The organism is Comamonas sp. 26, assembly GCF_002754475.1.
Classification (GTDB): domain Bacteria; phylum Pseudomonadota; class Gammaproteobacteria; order Burkholderiales; family Burkholderiaceae_C; genus Comamonas.
The window spans coordinates 206,389-223,844 of the sequence record NZ_PEFL01000001.1 but is presented as its reverse complement, the minus strand read 5'-3'; the positions used below and the strand labels follow the sequence as shown (position 1 = coordinate 223,844).

Sequence of the window (17,456 nt, the reverse complement as noted above, 5' to 3'; positions counted from 1 at the left end):
TGAGATACCCCCTGAGCCGCTTCGCATCGTCCCCCAAGGGGAACGACAGCCTTTGCTGCGGGGCGGCCCTTGCTGGCTGTCCCTCGCTGGGACGGCTCCACGGATAACTGACAGGAGCAGTCATGGGATTTTTTCTAGAAACCTTGTTCGGCGGCCTCATGGTGGGCACGCTGTACGCGCTGATTGCCATTGGCTTTGTGCTGATTTTCAAAGCCTCGGGCGTCTTCAACTTTGCGCAGGGTGCGATGGTGCTGTTCTCAGCCCTGACCATGGCACGCTTTTCGCAGTGGATTCCCGGCTGGCTGGGCATGGAGCCCGGCTTGGTCGGCAACCTGCTGGCCATCATCGTCACGCTGGCGCTCATGGTGGTGGTGGCCTGGGTGATTGAGCGACTGGCCCTTCGTCATCTGGTCAACCAGGAGCCCATCACCTTGCTGATGGCCACGCTGGGCATTGCCTATCTGCTCGACGGCCTCGGCCCCATGATTTTTGGCAGCGAGGTTTACAAGATTGATGTGGGCATGCCCAAAGATCCTATCTTCATCATGGACGGCCTGTTCCCCGGCGGCGTGATGATCAGTCTGGAAGATCTGTACGCCGCCTGCATTGCCGCTGTGCTGGTGATTTGCCTGAGTGTGTTTTTCCAGAAAACCAAGACCGGCCGCGCCCTGCGCGCCGTGGCCGACGACCATCAGGCGGCGCAGTCCATCGGCATTCCTCTGTCGCGCATCTGGGTCATCGTCTGGTCGGTGGCCGGTGGTGTGGCACTGGTCGTAGGCATCATCTGGGGCAGCAAACTGGGCGTGCAGTATTCGCTGTCACTGGTCGCCCTCAAGGCCCTGCCCGTCGTGATTCTGGGCGGCCTGACATCGCTGCCCGGCGCCATCATCGGCGGCCTGATCATCGGCGTGGGCGAGAAGCTGTCCGAAGTCTATCTGGGCCCCATGGTGGGTGGCGGCATCGAGACCTGGTTTGCCTACGGTCTGGCCCTGTGCTTTCTGCTGGTACGGCCTCAAGGCCTGTTCGGCGACAAGATCATTGACCGCGTTTAAGGCCGAAGGAACGACCTATGTTTTATCGTGAAAACGGCCAATTCAAGACCAGCTACGCGGCAGACCAGCAGATTTTTGGCGTGGCGCAAGACCGCTGGGCCATCTTGCTGGTACTGGCCTTCGCCTTTCTGATCGTCCCCTTTGTCGCCAGCGACTACACCTTTCAGGCGATCCTGATTCCCTTCGTCATCATGTCGCTGGGTGCACTGGGGCTCAACATCCTCGTGGGCTATTGCGGTCAGATCTCTCTGGGAACCGCCGCCTTCATGGCTGTAGGCGCTTATGCGGCCTACAACCTGCAGGCCCGCATCGAAGGCATGCCACTGCTGCTGGCCTTGATCGGCGGCGGCGTGGTGGCCATGGTGTTCGGCGTGATTTTCGGCCTGCCCAGTCTGCGCATTCGCGGCCTGTACCTGGCCGTGGCGACGCTGGCCGCCCAGTTCTTTGTGGACTGGCTGACCACCCGCGCCGCCTGGGTGACCAACAACTCCTCGTCCGGCTCGGTCAGTGCCAAGCCGCTGGCCATCTTGAGCTGGCAGATCGACACCCCCATGGAGAAGTACCTGCTGTGCCTGGTGCTGCTGTGCGTGCTGGCCCTGGCTGCCAAGAATCTGGTGCGCAGCGCCATTGGCCGCGAGTGGATGGCCATGCGCGACATGGATGTGGCCGCCGCCGTGATCGGCATCCGCCCCACCTACGCCAAGCTTTCGGCCTTTGCCGTCAGCAGCTTCATCGTCGGCATTGCCGGCGCGCTCTGGGGCTTTGTCCACCTGGGTGCCTGGGAGCCCGCAGCCTTCAGCCTGGATCGTTCGCTGCAGCTGCTTTTCATGATCATCATCGGCGGTCTGGGTTCAATTGTTGGCAGCATTTTTGGCGCCGCCTTCTTTGTGCTGCTGCCCCTGCTGCTCAACCAGGTGCCGCACTGGCTGGGTCTTCCCCTGTCCACGGCTACAGCCACCTATCTGGAACACATGATTTTTGGTGCCCTCATCGTGTTCTTCCTGATTGTGGAACCCCATGGATTGGCCAAGCTGTGGGCAACCGCACGCCAAAAGCTGCGCGTCTGGCCCTTCCCACATTGATATGAAACACCTCCTGAGTCGCTTCGAGCCTTCCTCCTCTCTCGCTTCGCGGGAAGAGGACGGCATCCTCGCTGCGGGGTGGCCCTTGCTTGATGTCTCTGAGACGGCTCTTGCCAGTTCCAAAGACCGTTTTCATTGCCTTAGCTCATATTTTTCTTAAGACACCACAGAGTGCCTGCCCGGGACTTTGTCCCAAACAACCCAAGGAGACAGTTGATGATGTTCAAGAAAGTTGCGATGGCTGCCGCTACTGTGGCGGCAAGCATGGGCGCCTTGATGACTGCGCCCGCAGTGCAGGCACAAGAACAGTTTGTCCCTCTGCTGGTGTACCGCACCGGCCAGTTCGCACCGCTGGGTATCCCATGGGCCGACGGCAAGCAGGACTACCTCAAGCTCATCAACGCCAAGGGCGGCATCAATGGGGTGAAGATCAAGTTTGAAGAATGCGAAACCGCTTATGACACCGCCAAAGGCGTGGAATGCTATGAGCGCCTGAAAGGCAAAGACGGCGGCGCATCCGGTTTTGATACCCAATCCACCGGCATTACCTTTGCCGTGACGGACAAGGCCGTAGGCGACAAAATTCCCGTCGTCACACCCGGCTATGGCCTGTCGCAATCGGCAGACGGCAAGGTGTTCGAGTGGAACTTCCCGCTGCTGGGCAATTACTGGACCGCCGCAGATTCCATGATTCAGGACATTCTGAAGAAGGAAAAAGGCAGCCTCAAGGGCAAGAAAATCGCCCTCGTCTATCACGACTCGCCTTATGGCAAGGAGCCCATTCCATTGCTGGAAAAGCGCGCCGCCAAGGAAGGCTTTGAGTTAATCAAGCTGCCCGTGACGGCTCCGGGCGTGGAGCAAAAATCGACCTGGCTGCAAATTCGCCAGAACCGCCCCGACTATGTGCTGCTGTGGTCTGCCGGCGTGATGACACCCACGGCCGTACGTGAAGCACAGGCCACGGGCTACCCGCGCGAGAAAATGTATGCCATCTGGTGGGGCGGCTCCGATCATGACGTGAAAGACATCGGTGCCGGTGCCAAGGGTTACAACACCGTGACCATTCACAACACGGCCGAGCGCGACAAGGTACATGACGAAGTCAAGGCCCAGGTCTACGACAAGAACCAGGGCACGGCCAAAGATGTCAAGGAGCTGGGCCAGCTGGCCCACACGCGCGGCATGATGATTTCCATGCTGCAGGTCGAGGCCATCCGCACCGCGCAGGAAAAGTTCGGCAAGGGCAAGGTCATGACGCCCGAGCAAGTGCGCTGGGGCCTGGAGAACTTGAACCTGACTCAGGCTCGCCTCAATGAGCTGGGCTTTGGAAAAATGATTCGCCCCTTCAAGACCAGCTGCGACAACCACCTGGGTGCCGACTGGGCGCGCATTGCAACCTGGGACGGTGCCAAGTTCACAGTGACCTCCGACTGGTACCAATCCGACAAGACCTTGATCGATCCCCTGGTCAAGGAATACGCGGAAAAGTACGCCAAGGAAAAGAACGTCAAGGTACGTAGCTGCAGCTAAGCAGCCCACAGGCCCGGTCCATTACGGGTTGGGCCTGTTTTCAAGATAAACATGCCTCAAGCGCTTACCAGTCAAACGGAAGCAGCTATCAATTTAGAGATCATCAGGTGATGCCATGAGTGATACAGCGCCCACAGTTTCCGCCTCCGCCAAGCCTGCTCCGCTGGTGGAAGTCAATGGCATCGAGGTCATCTACAACCATGTCATTTTGGTGCTCAAAGGCGTGTCGCTGCAGGTGCCGCACCAGAGCATCGTGGCGCTACTGGGCGGCAATGGTGCGGGCAAGACCACCACGCTGCGCGCCATCTCCAACCTGCTCAAGGGCGAGCGCGGCGAAGTCACCAAGGGCGGTATCACGCTGGAGGGCGAGCAGATTGCCAATCTCTCGCCAGCCGATCTGGTCAAGCGCGGTGTGGTGCAGGTCATGGAAGGCCGTCACTGCTTTGCCCACCTGAGCATTGAAGAAAACCTGCTGACGGGCAGCTACACCCGCACGGACAAAGGCGAGATCGCCGCCAATCTGGAGAAGGTCTACAACTACTTTCCGCGCCTCAAGACCCGGCGCACCAGCCAGGCCGCGTACACATCGGGCGGCGAGCAGCAGATGTGCGCCATCGGCCGCGCGCTGATGAGCAACCCGCGCATGGTGCTGCTCGACGAGCCATCGATGGGCCTTGCCCCGCAGATCGTCGACGAGGTATTCCACATCGTCAAAGACCTCAACAGCAAGGAAAAAGTCACCTTCCTGCTGGCCGAGCAGAACACCAATATGGCGCTCAAATACGCCGACTACGGCTACATCATGGAAAGCGGCCGCATCGTGATGGATGGTCCGGCTTCCGATCTGGCCAGCAATGAAGACGTCAAAGAGTTTTATCTGGGCGTTGGCGGTGGGGAGCGCAAGAGTTTCAAGGATGTGAAGAGCTACAAACGGCGCAAGCGCTGGCTGGCTTGATGACTCCCCCCTGAGATGCTTCACGCCTTCCCCCAAGGGGATGACAGCCTCGCTACGCAGCCGCGCTTGCTCGCTGCCTTTCGCTTGGGTTGCGCCAGTTTTAACGATTCGCCCTGCTCCTGAATTTTTCTTTTTCACAGGATTTGCCATGAGTGCTTTCTACGACGCGCTGGAAACGCGCAGCCCTGATGAACGCGAAGCGGCATTGCTGGCTGCGCTGCCGACTCAGATCGCCCATGCACAGCAGCGCTCCGGCGCTTTTGCAGAAATTCTCAAGGGTGTGAATCCAGCAACCATCACCAGCCGCGCGGCGCTGGCGCAACTGCCTGTGACGCGCAAGAGCGAGCTACTGGAGAGGCAAGGCGCACAGCGCCCACAGCAGATTTTTGGCGGCTTCAACGCCATCGACCTGGGCCACGAAATGCCCCGGCTGTTTGCCAGCCCCGGCCCCATCTATGAACCCGAAAGCCGCCGCCCCGATTACTGGCGCATGGCGCGCTCCATGTACGCCGCAGGCTTTCGCGCGGGCGAGCTGGTGCACAACTGCTTTTCCTATCACTTCGTCCCTGCGGGCTCGATGATGGAAACCGGCGCCCATGCTCTGGGCTGCACGGTTTTTGCGGGCGGGACCGGTCAGACCGAGCAGCAAGTTCAGGCCATGGTTGATCTGCAACCCGCCGCCTATGTGGGCACGCCCAGCTTTCTGAAAATCATTGTGGAAAAATCGCAGGAGATGGGCGTCAAGCTGCCCAGCCTGACCAAGGCCATGGTCAGCGGCGAGGCGTTTCCACCCTCGCTGTGCAACTGGATGCGCGAGCACGGCATCGACGCTTATCAGGGCTATGGCACGGCTGATCTGGGTCTGATTGCCTATGAAACCTCGGCCCGCGAAGGTCTGGTTCTGGACGAGGGCGTGATCGTGGAAATCGTGCGCCCCGGCACGGGCGACCCGGTGGCCGAGGGCGAAGTGGGCGAACTGGTCATCACCACGCTCAACCCCGATTATCCGCTCATCCGTTTTGGCACCGGCGACCTGTCCGCCTATCTGCCCGGCCAGTGCCCCACAGGCCGCACCAATGCCCGTATCAAGGGCTGGATGGGCCGCGCCGACCAGACCACCAAGGTGCGCGGCATGTTCGTGCATGCCAAGCAGGTGGCCGAGGTCGTCAAGCGCTTTCCGCAGATCGGCAAAGCCAGACTGGTGGTCACGGGCGAGATGGCCAACGACCAGATGCAGCTGCTGGTGGAGACCACGGAAACCGCTCCAGGTTTCGCCCTGCAGGTGATTGAAGCCCTGCGCGATGTCACCAAGCTGCGCGGCGATGTGCAGATGGTGGCCCCTGGCAGCCTGCCCAACGATGGCAAGGTGGTCGAGGACGCTCGCTCCTACCAGTAATTTTTCTGCCTGCACACTGGCGGCAAACGTTAGTGCGCGCAGCTTTAAGGGGGGCCAGTGGCCCCTTCGCGCATTTTTGATGCACCCCAAACTCGATGCAAGCCTTTTTTGCGGAAGCTCAAAAAGCTGTGTGATTGCACTCACCAAAAAGGGATAACACTTAGAAAATAGATAAAACCCCACGGTTTTACGTTGCCTAAAATCCGGTCTCACGTCACAACAAGCCAACTGTCTTGGTCCGTTTGGACGGTATTCCTAGGGAGACAACATGCAGACAATTTTCAAGATCGCCGCCATCGCTCTGGCCGCCACCGCAGCTATCAGCAGCCATGCCGACACCTACCCTGTCGCAGGTAAGACGATCACGATCATCGTGCCTTTCACCGCAGGCGGCCCCACCGACAAGGTCGCCCGTGACCTGGCAGAGTCCATGCGCAAGCAGTTGGGCAATGCCACCATCGTGATCGACAACGCCGACGGCGCTGGCAGCACCATCGGTATCGGCAAAGCTGCACGTGCCAAGAATGACGGCTACACGCTGCTGCTGACGCACATCGCGATGTCGACCATCCCTACGCTGTATCGCAAGCTGCCCTTCAATGTGCTCAACGACTTTGAGTACGCCGGCATCATCAACGATGTGCCCATGACACTGATCGGTCGCCCCACGCTGCCCGCCAAGAATTTCGCTGAAGTCAAAGACTGGGTCGGCAAGAACCAGGGCAAGGTAAATCTGGCCAACGCTGGCGTGGGCTCCGCCTCGCACCTGTGCGGCCTGATGTTCCAGTCGGCCCTGCAGCAGGACATGACTCCCGTGCCTTACAAGGGTGCAGCCCCCGCGATTGCCGATCTTATGGGCAACCAGGTGGACCTGCTGTGCGACCAGACCACCAACACAACATCACAGATCGCTGCCAAGAAGGTTCAGGCCTATGGCGTGACCACCACCAAGCAGCTGACTACGCCCGCACTCAAGGATCTGCCCACGCTGCAGTCTCTGGGTCTGAAGGACTTCAACGTCACCATCTGGCACGGCCTGTACGCACCCAAGGGAACGCCAGCCGAGGTCGTCAAGAAGGTCAACGAAGCCATGAAAACTTCGCTGAAGGATCCTGAATTCATCAAGCGCCAGGAAGCACTGGGTGCCGTGATCGCCTCGGATGACCGTATCAATCCCGCAGGCCACAAGAAGTTTGTGGAAAGCGAAATTGCCAAGTGGGGCAAGGTCATCAAGGCCGCAGGCATCTACGCCGACTAATCAAACGATTGACCCATAAAAAAGCCTGCTCACGCAGGCTTTTTTATTATTGGGCGGAGCAGAGAGCTGCTTACCAGGTCACGTCCTTACCCTCGGCTGCACTGCGGCGCAGCATATCGACCAGCGGCACGATGCGCTGGGCCAGACCCACGCTGTCGTGGCTCGCGCTGTCTGCATCTTCGCCCTGCTCATCGTCCTCGGGCTGAGCATTGCTCTGGCCATTACGCCGCGCGGTTTCTTCTGCGGCAGCGGCTTCCAGAGCCGCGATGGCAGCCGGAATTTGCTCTACGGTGATGATGCCTTGCGCATCGTCAGGCGACTTGCCCATGATTTCCAGCAGCGTGCGGGCATTGGCATCCAGCATGATGAGGTCTGCGGTGGCGCGCGATTTGAATTTATAAGTCATGGTGCTATTCCTTCAACGGTAGATGTATTCGCGATTGAAAGGATAGCCGCTCTGCGCGCCTTTCATCACCCCGGTGTTCAGGTCGCCATCAGGTCTGCTGCATAGCATCTGATGCAGGGCAATCCAGCCATGCTCAAAACCCATGGCGCTGCCCGCCAGATACAAGCGATAGGCGCGTATGGCCTTGGCGGCCTTCGCCTCGTCATACTGGGCCTGCAGTATGGCCTGCGCCTCGCCCAGTTGGGCTTCCAGCATATCCGACCAGGCCCAGAGCGTGCGCGCATAGTGGGGGCGCAAGTTTTCTGTGTCCACCATCTCCAGTCCGCTGGCCGCCACATCGTGCAGCACACGACTCACATGCATCAGCTCGCCGCCGGGAAAGATGTAGCGGTTGATAAAGTCGCCCATGCCCGCGCCCAGCTCCACGTTGCTGACGCCGCCTGCGGTAATACCGTGCACCAGCGCCAGCCCGCCGGGCTTGAGCATGGAATAGATGGTCTCGAAGTATTCAGGCAGATTGGCACTGCCTACATGCTCGAACATGCCAACCGAGCCAATCTTGTCAAAGGGCTGTACTCCCTCCATCTGCCGGTAGTCCCGCAACTCCACCTGCACGCGGCCCTGCAGGCCTTTTTCGGCAATCAGCCGCTGGACATGGTCAAACTGGTTGCGCGACAGGGTGATGCCGTGGGCCTGCACGCCGTAGTGCTCTGCGGCCCAGAAAATCAAGCCGCCCCAGCCCGAACCAATGTCCCAGAAGCGTTCGCCCGGCTGCAGCTTGAGCTTTTTGCAGATGTGGTCCAGCTTGGCTTCTTGCGCCTGCGCCAATGTCATGGCCGCATCTTTGTAATAAGCGCAGGAATAGACTCGACGTGGGTCCAGCCACAGCGCGTAGAAATCATCCGAGAGGTCGTAGTGAAACTGAATTTGCTCGGCATCATGCGTCAGCGTGTGCATGGCCAGCGAGCGAGCCTTGGAGATCGTCTGCCCCAGCCATGAGGGGGTGTGACTGACCGGGTCGCCGTGCAGCAGGCCAGCAGCGACGGCCATGATGTCGCGCGGGCTGCCCTGCACTTCGACCCAGCCCTCGACGATGGCCGAGGCCACAGACCCCACCTCGCCCCCCACCAGCGCCGCAAACGCTTTGGGAGATCGAAAGATCAGCTGAACCGCACTGCCTTCAGGGCCAGTGCGCTCGCCCGAGGGGAGTTGCACCGATACCGTCACCGGAAGTTTTTCAAGCAGCGGCGCCAATGTGCTCAACAGGTTTTTCATGAAAACCATTGTTCACATCGACTATGGCAGGGTCAAGACGGGAAACTTCTCAACCGCAAGCGAAAACCAGGTCAGAGCTCAGCGGCGAGCATTCACCAGCTTTTGATAGGCCTTGAGCGTTTCAGGTGCCACGGACTGCAGCACCTGCTCGTACGCTGTCTTGTGGCGCGCCAGCAGGCGCATGGATGCCACGGTGCGGCCACGGCAGAACCAGTGGCAGGTGTGCTGCATCAGCATCAGCTCAGCCGTCATGGTGAAGGCGCGGCGCTTGCGCTCTTCGTCGTCGGTGGCATCACCCACGCGGGCTGCGGCCATGGCCTTGGCGTGTAGCTTCATGGCCTCGCGTACATCCAGCGTGGCCGATGGCAGAACGCGGGTCATATAAGGAAGGGCCAGTGGCAAGGTGCTGGCGCGCGTCTGCTCTGCAGGCAGGGAGGCAAATTCATCGGCAAAGCGCTGAAACTGACTGACCAGACTGCTTTCGGTATTCTCAAGCACGGGCCAGATCTGATCGCGGCGCTGGGTATCTGGCTCACCCAGCACGCGCAGATAGCCTTCCATCAGATTGGCCATGAGTTTTTCAATCTGAAAGTTCGACAAGTGCTGGCCCAGCAGCTGGGTGTGCTGGCGCTGCTCCTGCTTCTTGAGCACAAAGAGCACGGTGGTGACAATGATGGCGAGAGTTAAAAAATCCATGAAACAGAACCAGACTGGCGGACAAGCGCAATGAGAAAAAGGATGAGTGTAGTCAGCCTGACGGCTGCACTAGGAATTAGCGCCGTAATTCTCGGCCTTGCGGGCTGCAGCAGCGCGGGCTATTACTGGCAGGGATTCAAGGGGCAGATGCAAATCATGCAGGCAGCCAAACCCATTGATGACTGGCTGACCGACCCGGCGCTGAGTCCTGCTCTGCGCCAGCGGCTGCAAACCGCGCAGCAGATGCGCCGCTTTGCCAGCCAGCAACTGGCCCTGCCCGACAACGCCAGCTACACCCGCTTTGCCCAGCTGCAGCGCCCGTTTGCCGTTTGGAATGTGGTGGCCGCGCCGCCCTACAGCCTGACCATGCACCAGTGGTGCTTTCCCATTACCGGCTGCATTGCCTACCGCGGCTATTTCGCCAAGAGCGACGCGCAGACCGAGGCCAGCGCCATGCAAGCCCAAGGGCTGGAAACCAGCGTCTATGGCGTACCCGCCTATTCCACGCTGGGCTATCTGAACTGGCTGGGCGGCGACCCGCTGCTCAGCACCTTTACCCACTGGCAGGAGGGCGACTTTGCCGGCTTGCTGTTCCATGAACTGGCGCACCAGCTGCTGTATGTGAAGAACGACTCGGCCTTCAACGAATCGTTTGCCAGCACGGTGGAGCGCATTGCCACGCCGCTGTGGCTGCAAACCCATGCCAGCGCTGCCACGCAAAAGCGCTGGCAGCAAGGCCAGCAGCGCCGCTCACTCTGGCAGCAGCTGACGCGCGACACCCGCCAGCGTCTGCAAAGTATTTATGAGTCAAACAGCACTCAACCGCTTGATGAACAAACGCTGATAGCTATTAAAACAAGAGTGTTTACAGATTTCCGCGCCAGTTATGCACAGCTCCGAGCGCAATGGCTGGTCGCCGATGAGCCACTGCTCACCACGCCCGCCCTGCGTGAGCAGTACCTGCAGCGCCTAGCCCAGACGGATGACTGGGTGGCCAACGCCAACAACGCCAGCTTTGGCGCCCTGTCCACCTACGATGACTGGATACCGGCCATGACGCACTGGTGGCAGCAGCTGCGCGGCAATGACCCGGCAACACCCGAGACCTGGCAGCGCTTTTACGCACAGATGCGCGAGCTGGCCGAGCTGCCTGCCGATGAGCGCCGCCAGCGCCTGTGCGCGCAGTGGGACGACGCAGCCACGGCAGCCGCACTCTGCCCATAAACCTGGTAAAAAGACATAAACCATTGCTTACAAGGGTTAACCATGTAGGAGGCTTCAGCGGTTTTTAAGAAAGTCCAGCCAGAATTCCTCGATACCTATTTACTCGCTGTCGTTGTGGCTACCCTAGACTCCGAACTCTCCTCCTCGCACAAGCGACTCTTCCAGCCCCGCACCCCCCAGTTCATCGCTCTGGCTCTGGCCATCTGGCTGACGCTGACAGCCAACTGGGCACTGTGGCTGCGCCTACCTGAACTGGATGGCTACCACGGCAGCCTGACCCTGCTTGCCATTCGCATCCTGCCACTGGTGCTGGGTGCCAGCCTGCTGGTGACGGCCCTGTTCGCCTGGCCTCGCTTTACCAAGCCTTTCTGGACGGTGCTGCTGCTGGTGGCAGCCAGCGCTCAGTATTTCATGGTCAGCTACGGCACGGTCATGGACAAGGGCATGATTCACAACATCCTGCAAACGGATGCGCGTGAGAGTGCCGACCTGTTCAACATCAAACTGCTGGGCGAGATGCTGGTCGTCGCCATACTGCCAGCCATCTGGCTGTGGAAAACCCCTCTCAAGCCAGCTCGAAGCGCTCTGCGCAATGTGCTGCGTACGGCGCTGATGCTGGTGCTGGGCGCAGCGCTCATCGCAGCGTCGCTGGCCGTGTCGTACAAAGACCTGGCTCCTGTGGTGCGCAACAACCTGTGGCTGCGCTACATGATCAACCCGATCAACCCCGTGCTCTCCGCCGCATCGGTGGCGCTGGACCCCATCCTCAACAAGACCAAACCCTTTGTCAGCATCACAGCGGGCGCGGCGCTAGGCACAAGTTATGCAGCAGCTCAAAAGCCGCCGCTGCTGGTGCTGGTGGTGGGTGAGACAGCCCGCGCCAAGAACTTCAGCCTCAACGGCTATGCGCGCGACACCAACCCCGAACTGTCCAAACTCGACGTGCTGAGCTGGCGCAATGCCCGCTCCTGCGGCACCAGCACCCGCGAATCCGTGCCCTGCATGTTCTCCAATCTGGGACGCGAAGGCTATTACGCCTCCAAGGTCGAGCATGACAACCTGCTCGACGTGATACAGGCCGCCGGTCTGGCCGTGCTCTGGGTCGATAACCAGGCAGGCTGCAAAGGCGTGTGCAAGCGCATCCCCATGGCCGATACCGCCGACAGCGTGAACACCCCTGCAGGCAAGGCTCTGTGCAGCAAAGACGGCGAATGTCTGGACGGCATGCTGCTCAACGGCCTGGATGAACGCATCGCCAAGCTGGACCCCGCACGCCGCGCCAAGGGCGTGGTGCTGGTCATGCACCAGATGGGCAGCCATGGCCCTGAATACTTCAAGCGCTCCACGCCCGATCTCAAGGCCTTCAAGCCTGAGTGCGCCACCAATGCCCTTTCGAGCTGCAGCAAGGACAGCGTGGTCAACGTCTACGACAACTCCATTCGCTACACCGACCACTTTCTGGCCCAGACCATAGCCTGGCTCAAGACCCAGCAAAGCCAGTACGAAACCGGCATGTTCTACATGTCCGATCACGGCGAATCGCTGGGCGAGCTGGGCGTGTACCTGCACGGCATGCCCTATGCCATGGCCCCTGATGACCAGAAACATGTACCCATGATCAGCTGGCTGGGCACGCTGGGCGCGCGCACCCGCCTTGACCAGAGCTGCCTGAGCAAGACGCTGGATCAGCCGCTCTCGCACGACAACCTGTTCCACACCGTGCTTGGCTTGATGGATGTGACAACGCCTACCTACAAGCAGCCTATGGACGCTTTCTCCAGCTGCCGCAAAGCCAGCTAAGAGTCACACCCTGCCGAAAACAAAAGGCCTGCCAGATTCATGATCTGGCAGGCCTTTTCCTTATATGGATAGTGCGCAGGCAGCTATCAAAATCAGTGCAACGATCTCAGATCACTCACCCTGGGAGCCACGGTGCGCCCAGCCCGTTGTGTGCTTTTCGACCAGATTGAACAGCTCATACATCACCATCGCCATAGCGCCCACCACGATGAGCCCGGCAAACGCCAGCCCCATCTGCATGGATGATCCGGCGGAAACCAGCAGGTAGCCAATGCCTTCGTTGGCAGCCGTCATCTCGCTGACTGTGGTGCCCACAAATGCCAGCGTGATCGCCACTTTGAGCGAACCAAAAAAGTAGGGGAGCGAACGCGGCAGGCCGACTTTCATCAGCACATCCCAGCGCTTGGAACCCAGCACGCGCAGCACGTCTTCCAGCTCAGGCTCCAGCGTGGCCAGCCCTGTCGCGATATTGACCATGACGGGGAAGAAGCTGATGAGAAACGCCGTCAGAATCGCCGGCCCCGCGCCAATGCCGAACCAGACCACCAGAATCGGCACAAACGCCGCCTTGGGCAGCGCATTGAAGGCCGTCATCAACGGGTAGAAGGCGGCATAGGCCAGGCGCGATGAGCCGATCAGAAAACCCAGCAGCACGCCCACCACAATCGCCAGCCCAAAGCCCGCCATCGTCACCCAGTAGGTGCGCCACGCGTGCATGGCAATCGTGCCTGCAAACTCATAAAGCTGATGGCCTATGGCCCAGGGGCTGGGGAAGATGAATTCCGACACGCCAAAGCCCGCGCAGATCACCTGCCAGAGCAGAACGATCAGCAGCAGCAAGACCCAAGGCGCCCAGCGTTCCGCTATTTTTTTATGCTTCATGGTGCGCCTTATTGGTTGATCACAGTGCCGCTCGAAGCGCCACTCTTGCGCATGGCACCGATATGGCCGCGCAGTTCATAAACAATGTCTGAAAACTCTGGCGTGTAGGTCACTTCCAGATCTCGCGGACGTGGCAGATCGATGTCGCGGCGCACCACAAAGCGGCCAGGGCTCTTGCTCATCACATAAATGGTGTCCGCCAGAAACACGCTCTCGCGCAGGTCGTGCGTGACCAGAATCACGTTGAACTTCTGCTCGGCCTGCAGGTCACGCAAAATGCACCACAGCTCCTCACGGGTGAAGGCATCCAGCGCGCCGAAGGGCTCATCCAGGAGCAGCATCTGCGGCTCATGAATCAATGCCCGGCAAATGCTGGCGCGCTGCTGCATGCCGCCCGAAAGCTGCCATGGAAACTTGCGCTCATAGCCCGCCAGCCCCACCTTGGCCAGCAGCGCAATCGCACGCGCCTCATATTCCTTGCGCTTTTTCTTGAACTGCGAGCGGTGCGGCTCCACGATCTCCAGCGGCAGCAGTACGTTATCGAGCGTGGTGCGCCAGGGCAGCAGCGACGATGACTGAAACGCCATGCCCGAAATTTTGAGCGGCCCGGTCACGCGCTCACCATCCACGGTAATGCGCCCTATGGACGGCATCTTCAGCCCCGTGGTCAGCTTCATGAAGGTGGACTTTCCGCAACCCGACGGGCCAACGATGGCGATGAACTCGCCGCGCTTGACCGTCAGGTCAATCGCCTCCACCGCAAAGTGATTGGCCTGCAGCAATTCCTCGTTGTAGGCCAGCCAGACATCCTTGAATTCGACAAACGGTCTGGCAATTTCAGTATCTGATGAGTTCATAAGAAACAGGGCTGTAGCGCTTGTCCATCAAGCGCATTCAGCTATTAATCAATGAGCAATTATTTCTTGGGGAAGACGTCGAGATCGGCAACAGGCGGCAGAAATCGGCCACTCCAGACCAGGTCAGGATTCACGCGCGTCTTGGTCGCATACACATCCGACACCTGCGACGCCATCAGCGCCATGCGCGTGGTGCTGATCTGGCCAAAACCCTCAGCACGTGCATCGCTGGTGTTGACCACGCCATCCAGCGCCAGCTGCAGGCGGCGGGTTTCCATGGCGGGGTTGACGATACCGTCACGCTCTTTCACATAAGCAATGGATGCTGCCGGGTTGGCCATGACCTCCTTGGCCCCTTTGGCAAAGGCTTTGAGAAACGCGCGAATGGCTTCGGGGTTCTCGCGCACCATCTTGGCGCTGGCGATGATGGCGTTGCCGTAGTGCTTCACACCGTTGTCCGCAAACGGCATGACCACCACATCAGAAGCCTTGACGCCACGCGCTTCGAGATTCAGCAGCGATGTGAAACTGAAGCCCGTGATCGCATCAATATCACCACGCACCAGCATGGTCTCGCGCAGCGGTGGGTCCATGCTCGTCCACTGCACATCGCCCACCTTGTTGGCCTTGGCAAACAGCGCAAAACCACGGCGGCCACCATCAAAAACCGGTGCACCCATCTTCTTACCCGTCAGGTCCGCAGGCTTGGCGATACCGCTTTTCTTCAGCGCCAGCACCGATGATGGCGTGCTGTTGTAGACCATCATCACGGCCACTGGCTTGTCTTTCACCTCGGGGTTGTTGGCGTGAAACTCCATCAGCGCTGCCATGTCGGCAAAACCCATGTCATACGATCCTGATGCCACGCGCTGAATGGCACCACCAGAGCCACTGCCAGCATCCACCACCACATTCAGACCTGCGGCCTGAAAGTAGCCCTTGGCGACAGGCTGCAAAAACAAGGCAGACGGTCCTTCAAAGCGCCAGTCCAGCTGAAACTTGATGGGCGTGGCGGCAAAGGCTGCCGTGGCGCTGGCGCAAGCACCCAGAGCCAGCACGGTCTGCATGAACAGTCGCTTGGTTTGCATGGTGAATTCCTCTCTCGTTGGCTTGTAAAAATTCAATTCGTTCCGCTTTTCCAGCCGCCTTGGTGCGACTGACTCGCCTCGTCTATGAGTGACGGACCGATACATTCAATGGCGTGTGACGAACGCTCAAAAACGTCGCGACAAGACAGCTCTGCATCCTTTTGATCCAGTCTCTCGCCACGGAATACGCGCAGGCGCTCGGCATCAATGCCATAGACCACGCGGCCAATGGCCGACCAGAAGATCGCGCCCGCGCACATCACGCAGGGCTCGGCCGATGAGTACAGCGTGGCGGTGGCCAGCGCATCACGGCAGTACAGCGGGCTGGCCAGGCGAATGGCCGACAGCTCGGCATGGGCCGTGCAGTCGCCGCTTTCGCCGTTGGCGTTACTGGCCTCGGCCAGCACGCGCCCATCGGCCGCCACAATCAGCGCCCCAAACGGGCGGTTGCCGCGTTCACGCGCCCTGTCGGCCAAGGTGATGGCCTGGCGCAGATAGCGGCCATCCACGTCATTGAGTATTTGTTCTTGAGGCAAAGACATGTGCATCTGCTCCTCAGGCCTTGAGCATTCGCACCGACTTGGGCGGCAACATGCTGCTATTGAACAGGGCATCCGCCGATGGCATTGTTTTGAGCGCAAAGGTCTGCACCACGCTGTCCACCTGCTGCTCCAGAAGGCGCTTGCTGAAGTCGCCCAAACCATGGCTTTTCGTGTCTGCCGCAGCGATGTACTGGGTGGTGATGGCCCAGCGCGCCAGCTCCGTTTTCTCATCCAGAATCGGCTCGCGCTGGCGCACGGCGGCGATTGCAGCGGCCGGGTTGGCAATGCACTCCACAATCGCGCGGTTGGTGGCCCGCAAAAAGGCGGCAACCAGCTGCGGCTTTTCAGCAATCAATGCGCTGGAAGCAAGGATGGCGTTGCCATACAGCTGCACGCCAGCATCGGTGTAGTGCAGTATGGAAAGTTCCTCGGGCTTGATGCGCGCAAACAGCGACACCGCAGAGTCATGGAAATAAGTGGCGGCATCGACATCACCACGCACCATCACGTTATCGCGGGCTGAGAACTCGGTGGTAGACCATGAAAACAGATCGGCAGGCAGATGCTTGTTGCGCGCCACCATGGGCCATGCACGGCGTGTGGACTCCACCGCCGCAGCGGCGACCTTCTTGCCCTTGAGGCTCAGGAAGTCAGAGGTGATTCCGCGATCTTTGCGCCCAATGATGACGAAGGGCGCGCGGTTGTAGTACTGGTAGACGGCCTGCACACGGGGCGTTCCAGCATTCTGTGCATTGAACTCGATCAGCGAGCTGATATCGCCCAGACCCAGCTGGTAGGCGCCGCTGGCAATGCGGGTAATCGAAGCCACCGAGCCCGAGCCCACGTCCAGACTTACATCCAGCCCTTCTTCGCGGTAGTAGCCGTTTTGCAGCGCCAGAAAAAACGGTGCCGTCTGCGAAGTGACGCGAAAGTCCAGCGTGAATTTCAGCGGAGTCAGCGACTTGTTCTGCGCATGCACCCAGGGCGCAGAACATAGGGGTAAGGCAGCGAGAAAATGACGACGTTGCATGGCGGAACTCTCAAGTCTTGGGGCACATATCCAGCAGCACAGCCACTGGCAGAACATGAGCAATTTCCGGGCGCTGCGCGAATGGCAGGCTGAACGCTTCTACTCGTTCATCAACTAAGCAATTGGCGTGCCTGCTTTTTGACGCCTCTGAAAAGTAGTGCCAACGACTCACAACGGTGCAAGGTAACCACCACTGTGCATGCGTTGATGCACAGGTCTGCACCAAGTTGAAGCAATGCACCAAAAATGCCGCCATCTATCCCGTAAGCCTTGCTGGCACGGTGTTTGCTGCACTTCAATCAAGAGTAGAAGCGTTCAGCACGGTGCACTGTTCTCAACCAGAGATTCAGCAGCTTCGCGGGTCATTGCTCTTGAAGCGGGTA

At 59.6% G+C, this 17,456-nt stretch carries 16 protein-coding genes; 8 read left to right on the top strand and 8 right to left on the bottom strand.

Annotation, left to right across the window (positions count from 1 at the left end; translation table 11 throughout):
- Nucleotides 1-122 precede the first annotated feature (122 nt).
- The 6 genes from CLU84_RS01055 (at nucleotide 123) to CLU84_RS01030 (ending at nucleotide 7,273) form a co-directional block, all read left to right on the top strand.
- Entirely contained in the window at nucleotides 123-1,052 is a 930-nt protein-coding gene (locus tag CLU84_RS01055; RefSeq protein WP_099735533.1) for a branched-chain amino acid ABC transporter permease, read from the top strand.
- A 17-nt stretch (nucleotides 1,053-1,069) separates the two neighbouring features.
- Complete coding sequence (locus CLU84_RS01050) at nucleotides 1,070-2,134, top strand: branched-chain amino acid ABC transporter permease (protein WP_099735532.1); 1,065 nt, start codon at nucleotides 1,070-1,072, stop codon at nucleotides 2,132-2,134.
- Between the two features lie 216 nt (nucleotides 2,135-2,350).
- Complete coding sequence (locus CLU84_RS01045; RefSeq protein ID WP_099735531.1) at nucleotides 2,351-3,664, top strand: ABC transporter substrate-binding protein; 1,314 nt, start codon at nucleotides 2,351-2,353, stop codon at nucleotides 3,662-3,664.
- Nucleotides 3,665-3,779: 115 nt separating this feature from the next.
- Entirely contained in the window at nucleotides 3,780-4,619 is an 840-nt protein-coding gene (locus CLU84_RS01040; protein ID WP_099735530.1) for an ABC transporter ATP-binding protein, read from the top strand.
- A 148-nt stretch (nucleotides 4,620-4,767) separates the two neighbouring features.
- Entirely contained in the window at nucleotides 4,768-6,015 is a 1,248-nt protein-coding gene (locus CLU84_RS01035) for a phenylacetate--CoA ligase family protein (RefSeq protein ID WP_099737793.1), read from the top strand.
- Nucleotides 6,016-6,283: 268 nt separating this feature from the next.
- On the top strand, nucleotides 6,284-7,273 hold the full coding sequence (locus CLU84_RS01030; protein ID WP_099735529.1) for a tripartite tricarboxylate transporter substrate-binding protein: 990 nt from the start codon (nucleotides 6,284-6,286) through the stop codon (nucleotides 7,271-7,273).
- Between the two features lie 70 nt (nucleotides 7,274-7,343).
- Here the strand turns inward: CLU84_RS01030 and CLU84_RS01025 are convergent, their stop codons facing one another.
- The 3 genes from CLU84_RS01025 to CLU84_RS01015 form a co-directional block, all read right to left on the bottom strand.
- On the bottom strand, nucleotides 7,344-7,679 hold the full coding sequence (locus tag CLU84_RS01025) for a DUF1840 domain-containing protein (protein ID WP_099735528.1): 336 nt from the start codon (nucleotides 7,677-7,679) through the stop codon (nucleotides 7,344-7,346).
- Nucleotides 7,680-7,691: 12 nt separating this feature from the next.
- Nucleotides 7,692-8,963: a cyclopropane-fatty-acyl-phospholipid synthase family protein gene (locus tag CLU84_RS01020; RefSeq protein WP_099735527.1), complete on the bottom strand. Its 1,272-nt coding sequence runs from the start codon at nucleotides 8,961-8,963 to the stop codon at nucleotides 7,692-7,694.
- Between the two features lie 69 nt (nucleotides 8,964-9,032).
- Nucleotides 9,033-9,650, bottom strand: a complete 618-nt coding sequence (locus CLU84_RS01015; RefSeq protein ID WP_099735526.1) for a hypothetical protein — start codon at nucleotides 9,648-9,650, stop codon at nucleotides 9,033-9,035.
- A 42-nt stretch (nucleotides 9,651-9,692) separates the two neighbouring features.
- Between CLU84_RS01015 and CLU84_RS01010 the strand changes: the two genes are divergently transcribed.
- Nucleotides 9,693-10,874: an aminopeptidase gene (locus CLU84_RS01010; RefSeq protein WP_099735525.1), complete on the top strand. Its 1,182-nt coding sequence runs from the start codon at nucleotides 9,693-9,695 to the stop codon at nucleotides 10,872-10,874.
- A gap of 114 nt (nucleotides 10,875-10,988) precedes the next feature.
- Nucleotides 10,989-12,674: a phosphoethanolamine transferase gene (locus tag CLU84_RS01005; protein WP_099735524.1), complete on the top strand. Its 1,686-nt coding sequence runs from the start codon at nucleotides 10,989-10,991 to the stop codon at nucleotides 12,672-12,674.
- A 111-nt stretch (nucleotides 12,675-12,785) separates the two neighbouring features.
- Here the strand turns inward: CLU84_RS01005 and CLU84_RS01000 are convergent, their stop codons facing one another.
- The 5 genes from CLU84_RS01000 to CLU84_RS00980 are packed head-to-tail and all read right to left on the bottom strand — an operon-like array spanning nucleotide 12,786 to nucleotide 17,073.
- Nucleotides 12,786-13,556: an ABC transporter permease gene (locus CLU84_RS01000; RefSeq protein WP_099735523.1), complete on the bottom strand. Its 771-nt coding sequence runs from the start codon at nucleotides 13,554-13,556 to the stop codon at nucleotides 12,786-12,788.
- A gap of 8 nt (nucleotides 13,557-13,564) precedes the next feature.
- Complete coding sequence (locus CLU84_RS00995; RefSeq protein WP_099735522.1) at nucleotides 13,565-14,413, bottom strand: ABC transporter ATP-binding protein; 849 nt, start codon at nucleotides 14,411-14,413, stop codon at nucleotides 13,565-13,567.
- A 59-nt stretch (nucleotides 14,414-14,472) separates the two neighbouring features.
- The gene (locus tag CLU84_RS00990) at nucleotides 14,473-15,501 is read right to left on the bottom strand and encodes an ABC transporter substrate-binding protein (RefSeq protein WP_099735521.1); all 1,029 of its coding nucleotides are present in this window, start codon (nucleotides 15,499-15,501) and stop codon (nucleotides 14,473-14,475) included.
- A gap of 32 nt (nucleotides 15,502-15,533) precedes the next feature.
- Nucleotides 15,534-16,043 carry a nucleoside deaminase gene (locus CLU84_RS00985; protein ID WP_099735520.1) on the bottom strand — a complete coding sequence of 170 codons (510 nt, stop codon included), beginning with the start codon at nucleotides 16,041-16,043 and terminating at the stop codon, nucleotides 15,534-15,536.
- 13 nt (nucleotides 16,044-16,056) lie between these two features.
- Nucleotides 16,057-17,073 carry an ABC transporter substrate-binding protein gene (locus CLU84_RS00980; protein WP_099735519.1) on the bottom strand — a complete coding sequence of 339 codons (1,017 nt, stop codon included), beginning with the start codon at nucleotides 17,071-17,073 and terminating at the stop codon, nucleotides 16,057-16,059.
- Nucleotides 17,074-17,456: the final 383 nt, after the last annotated feature.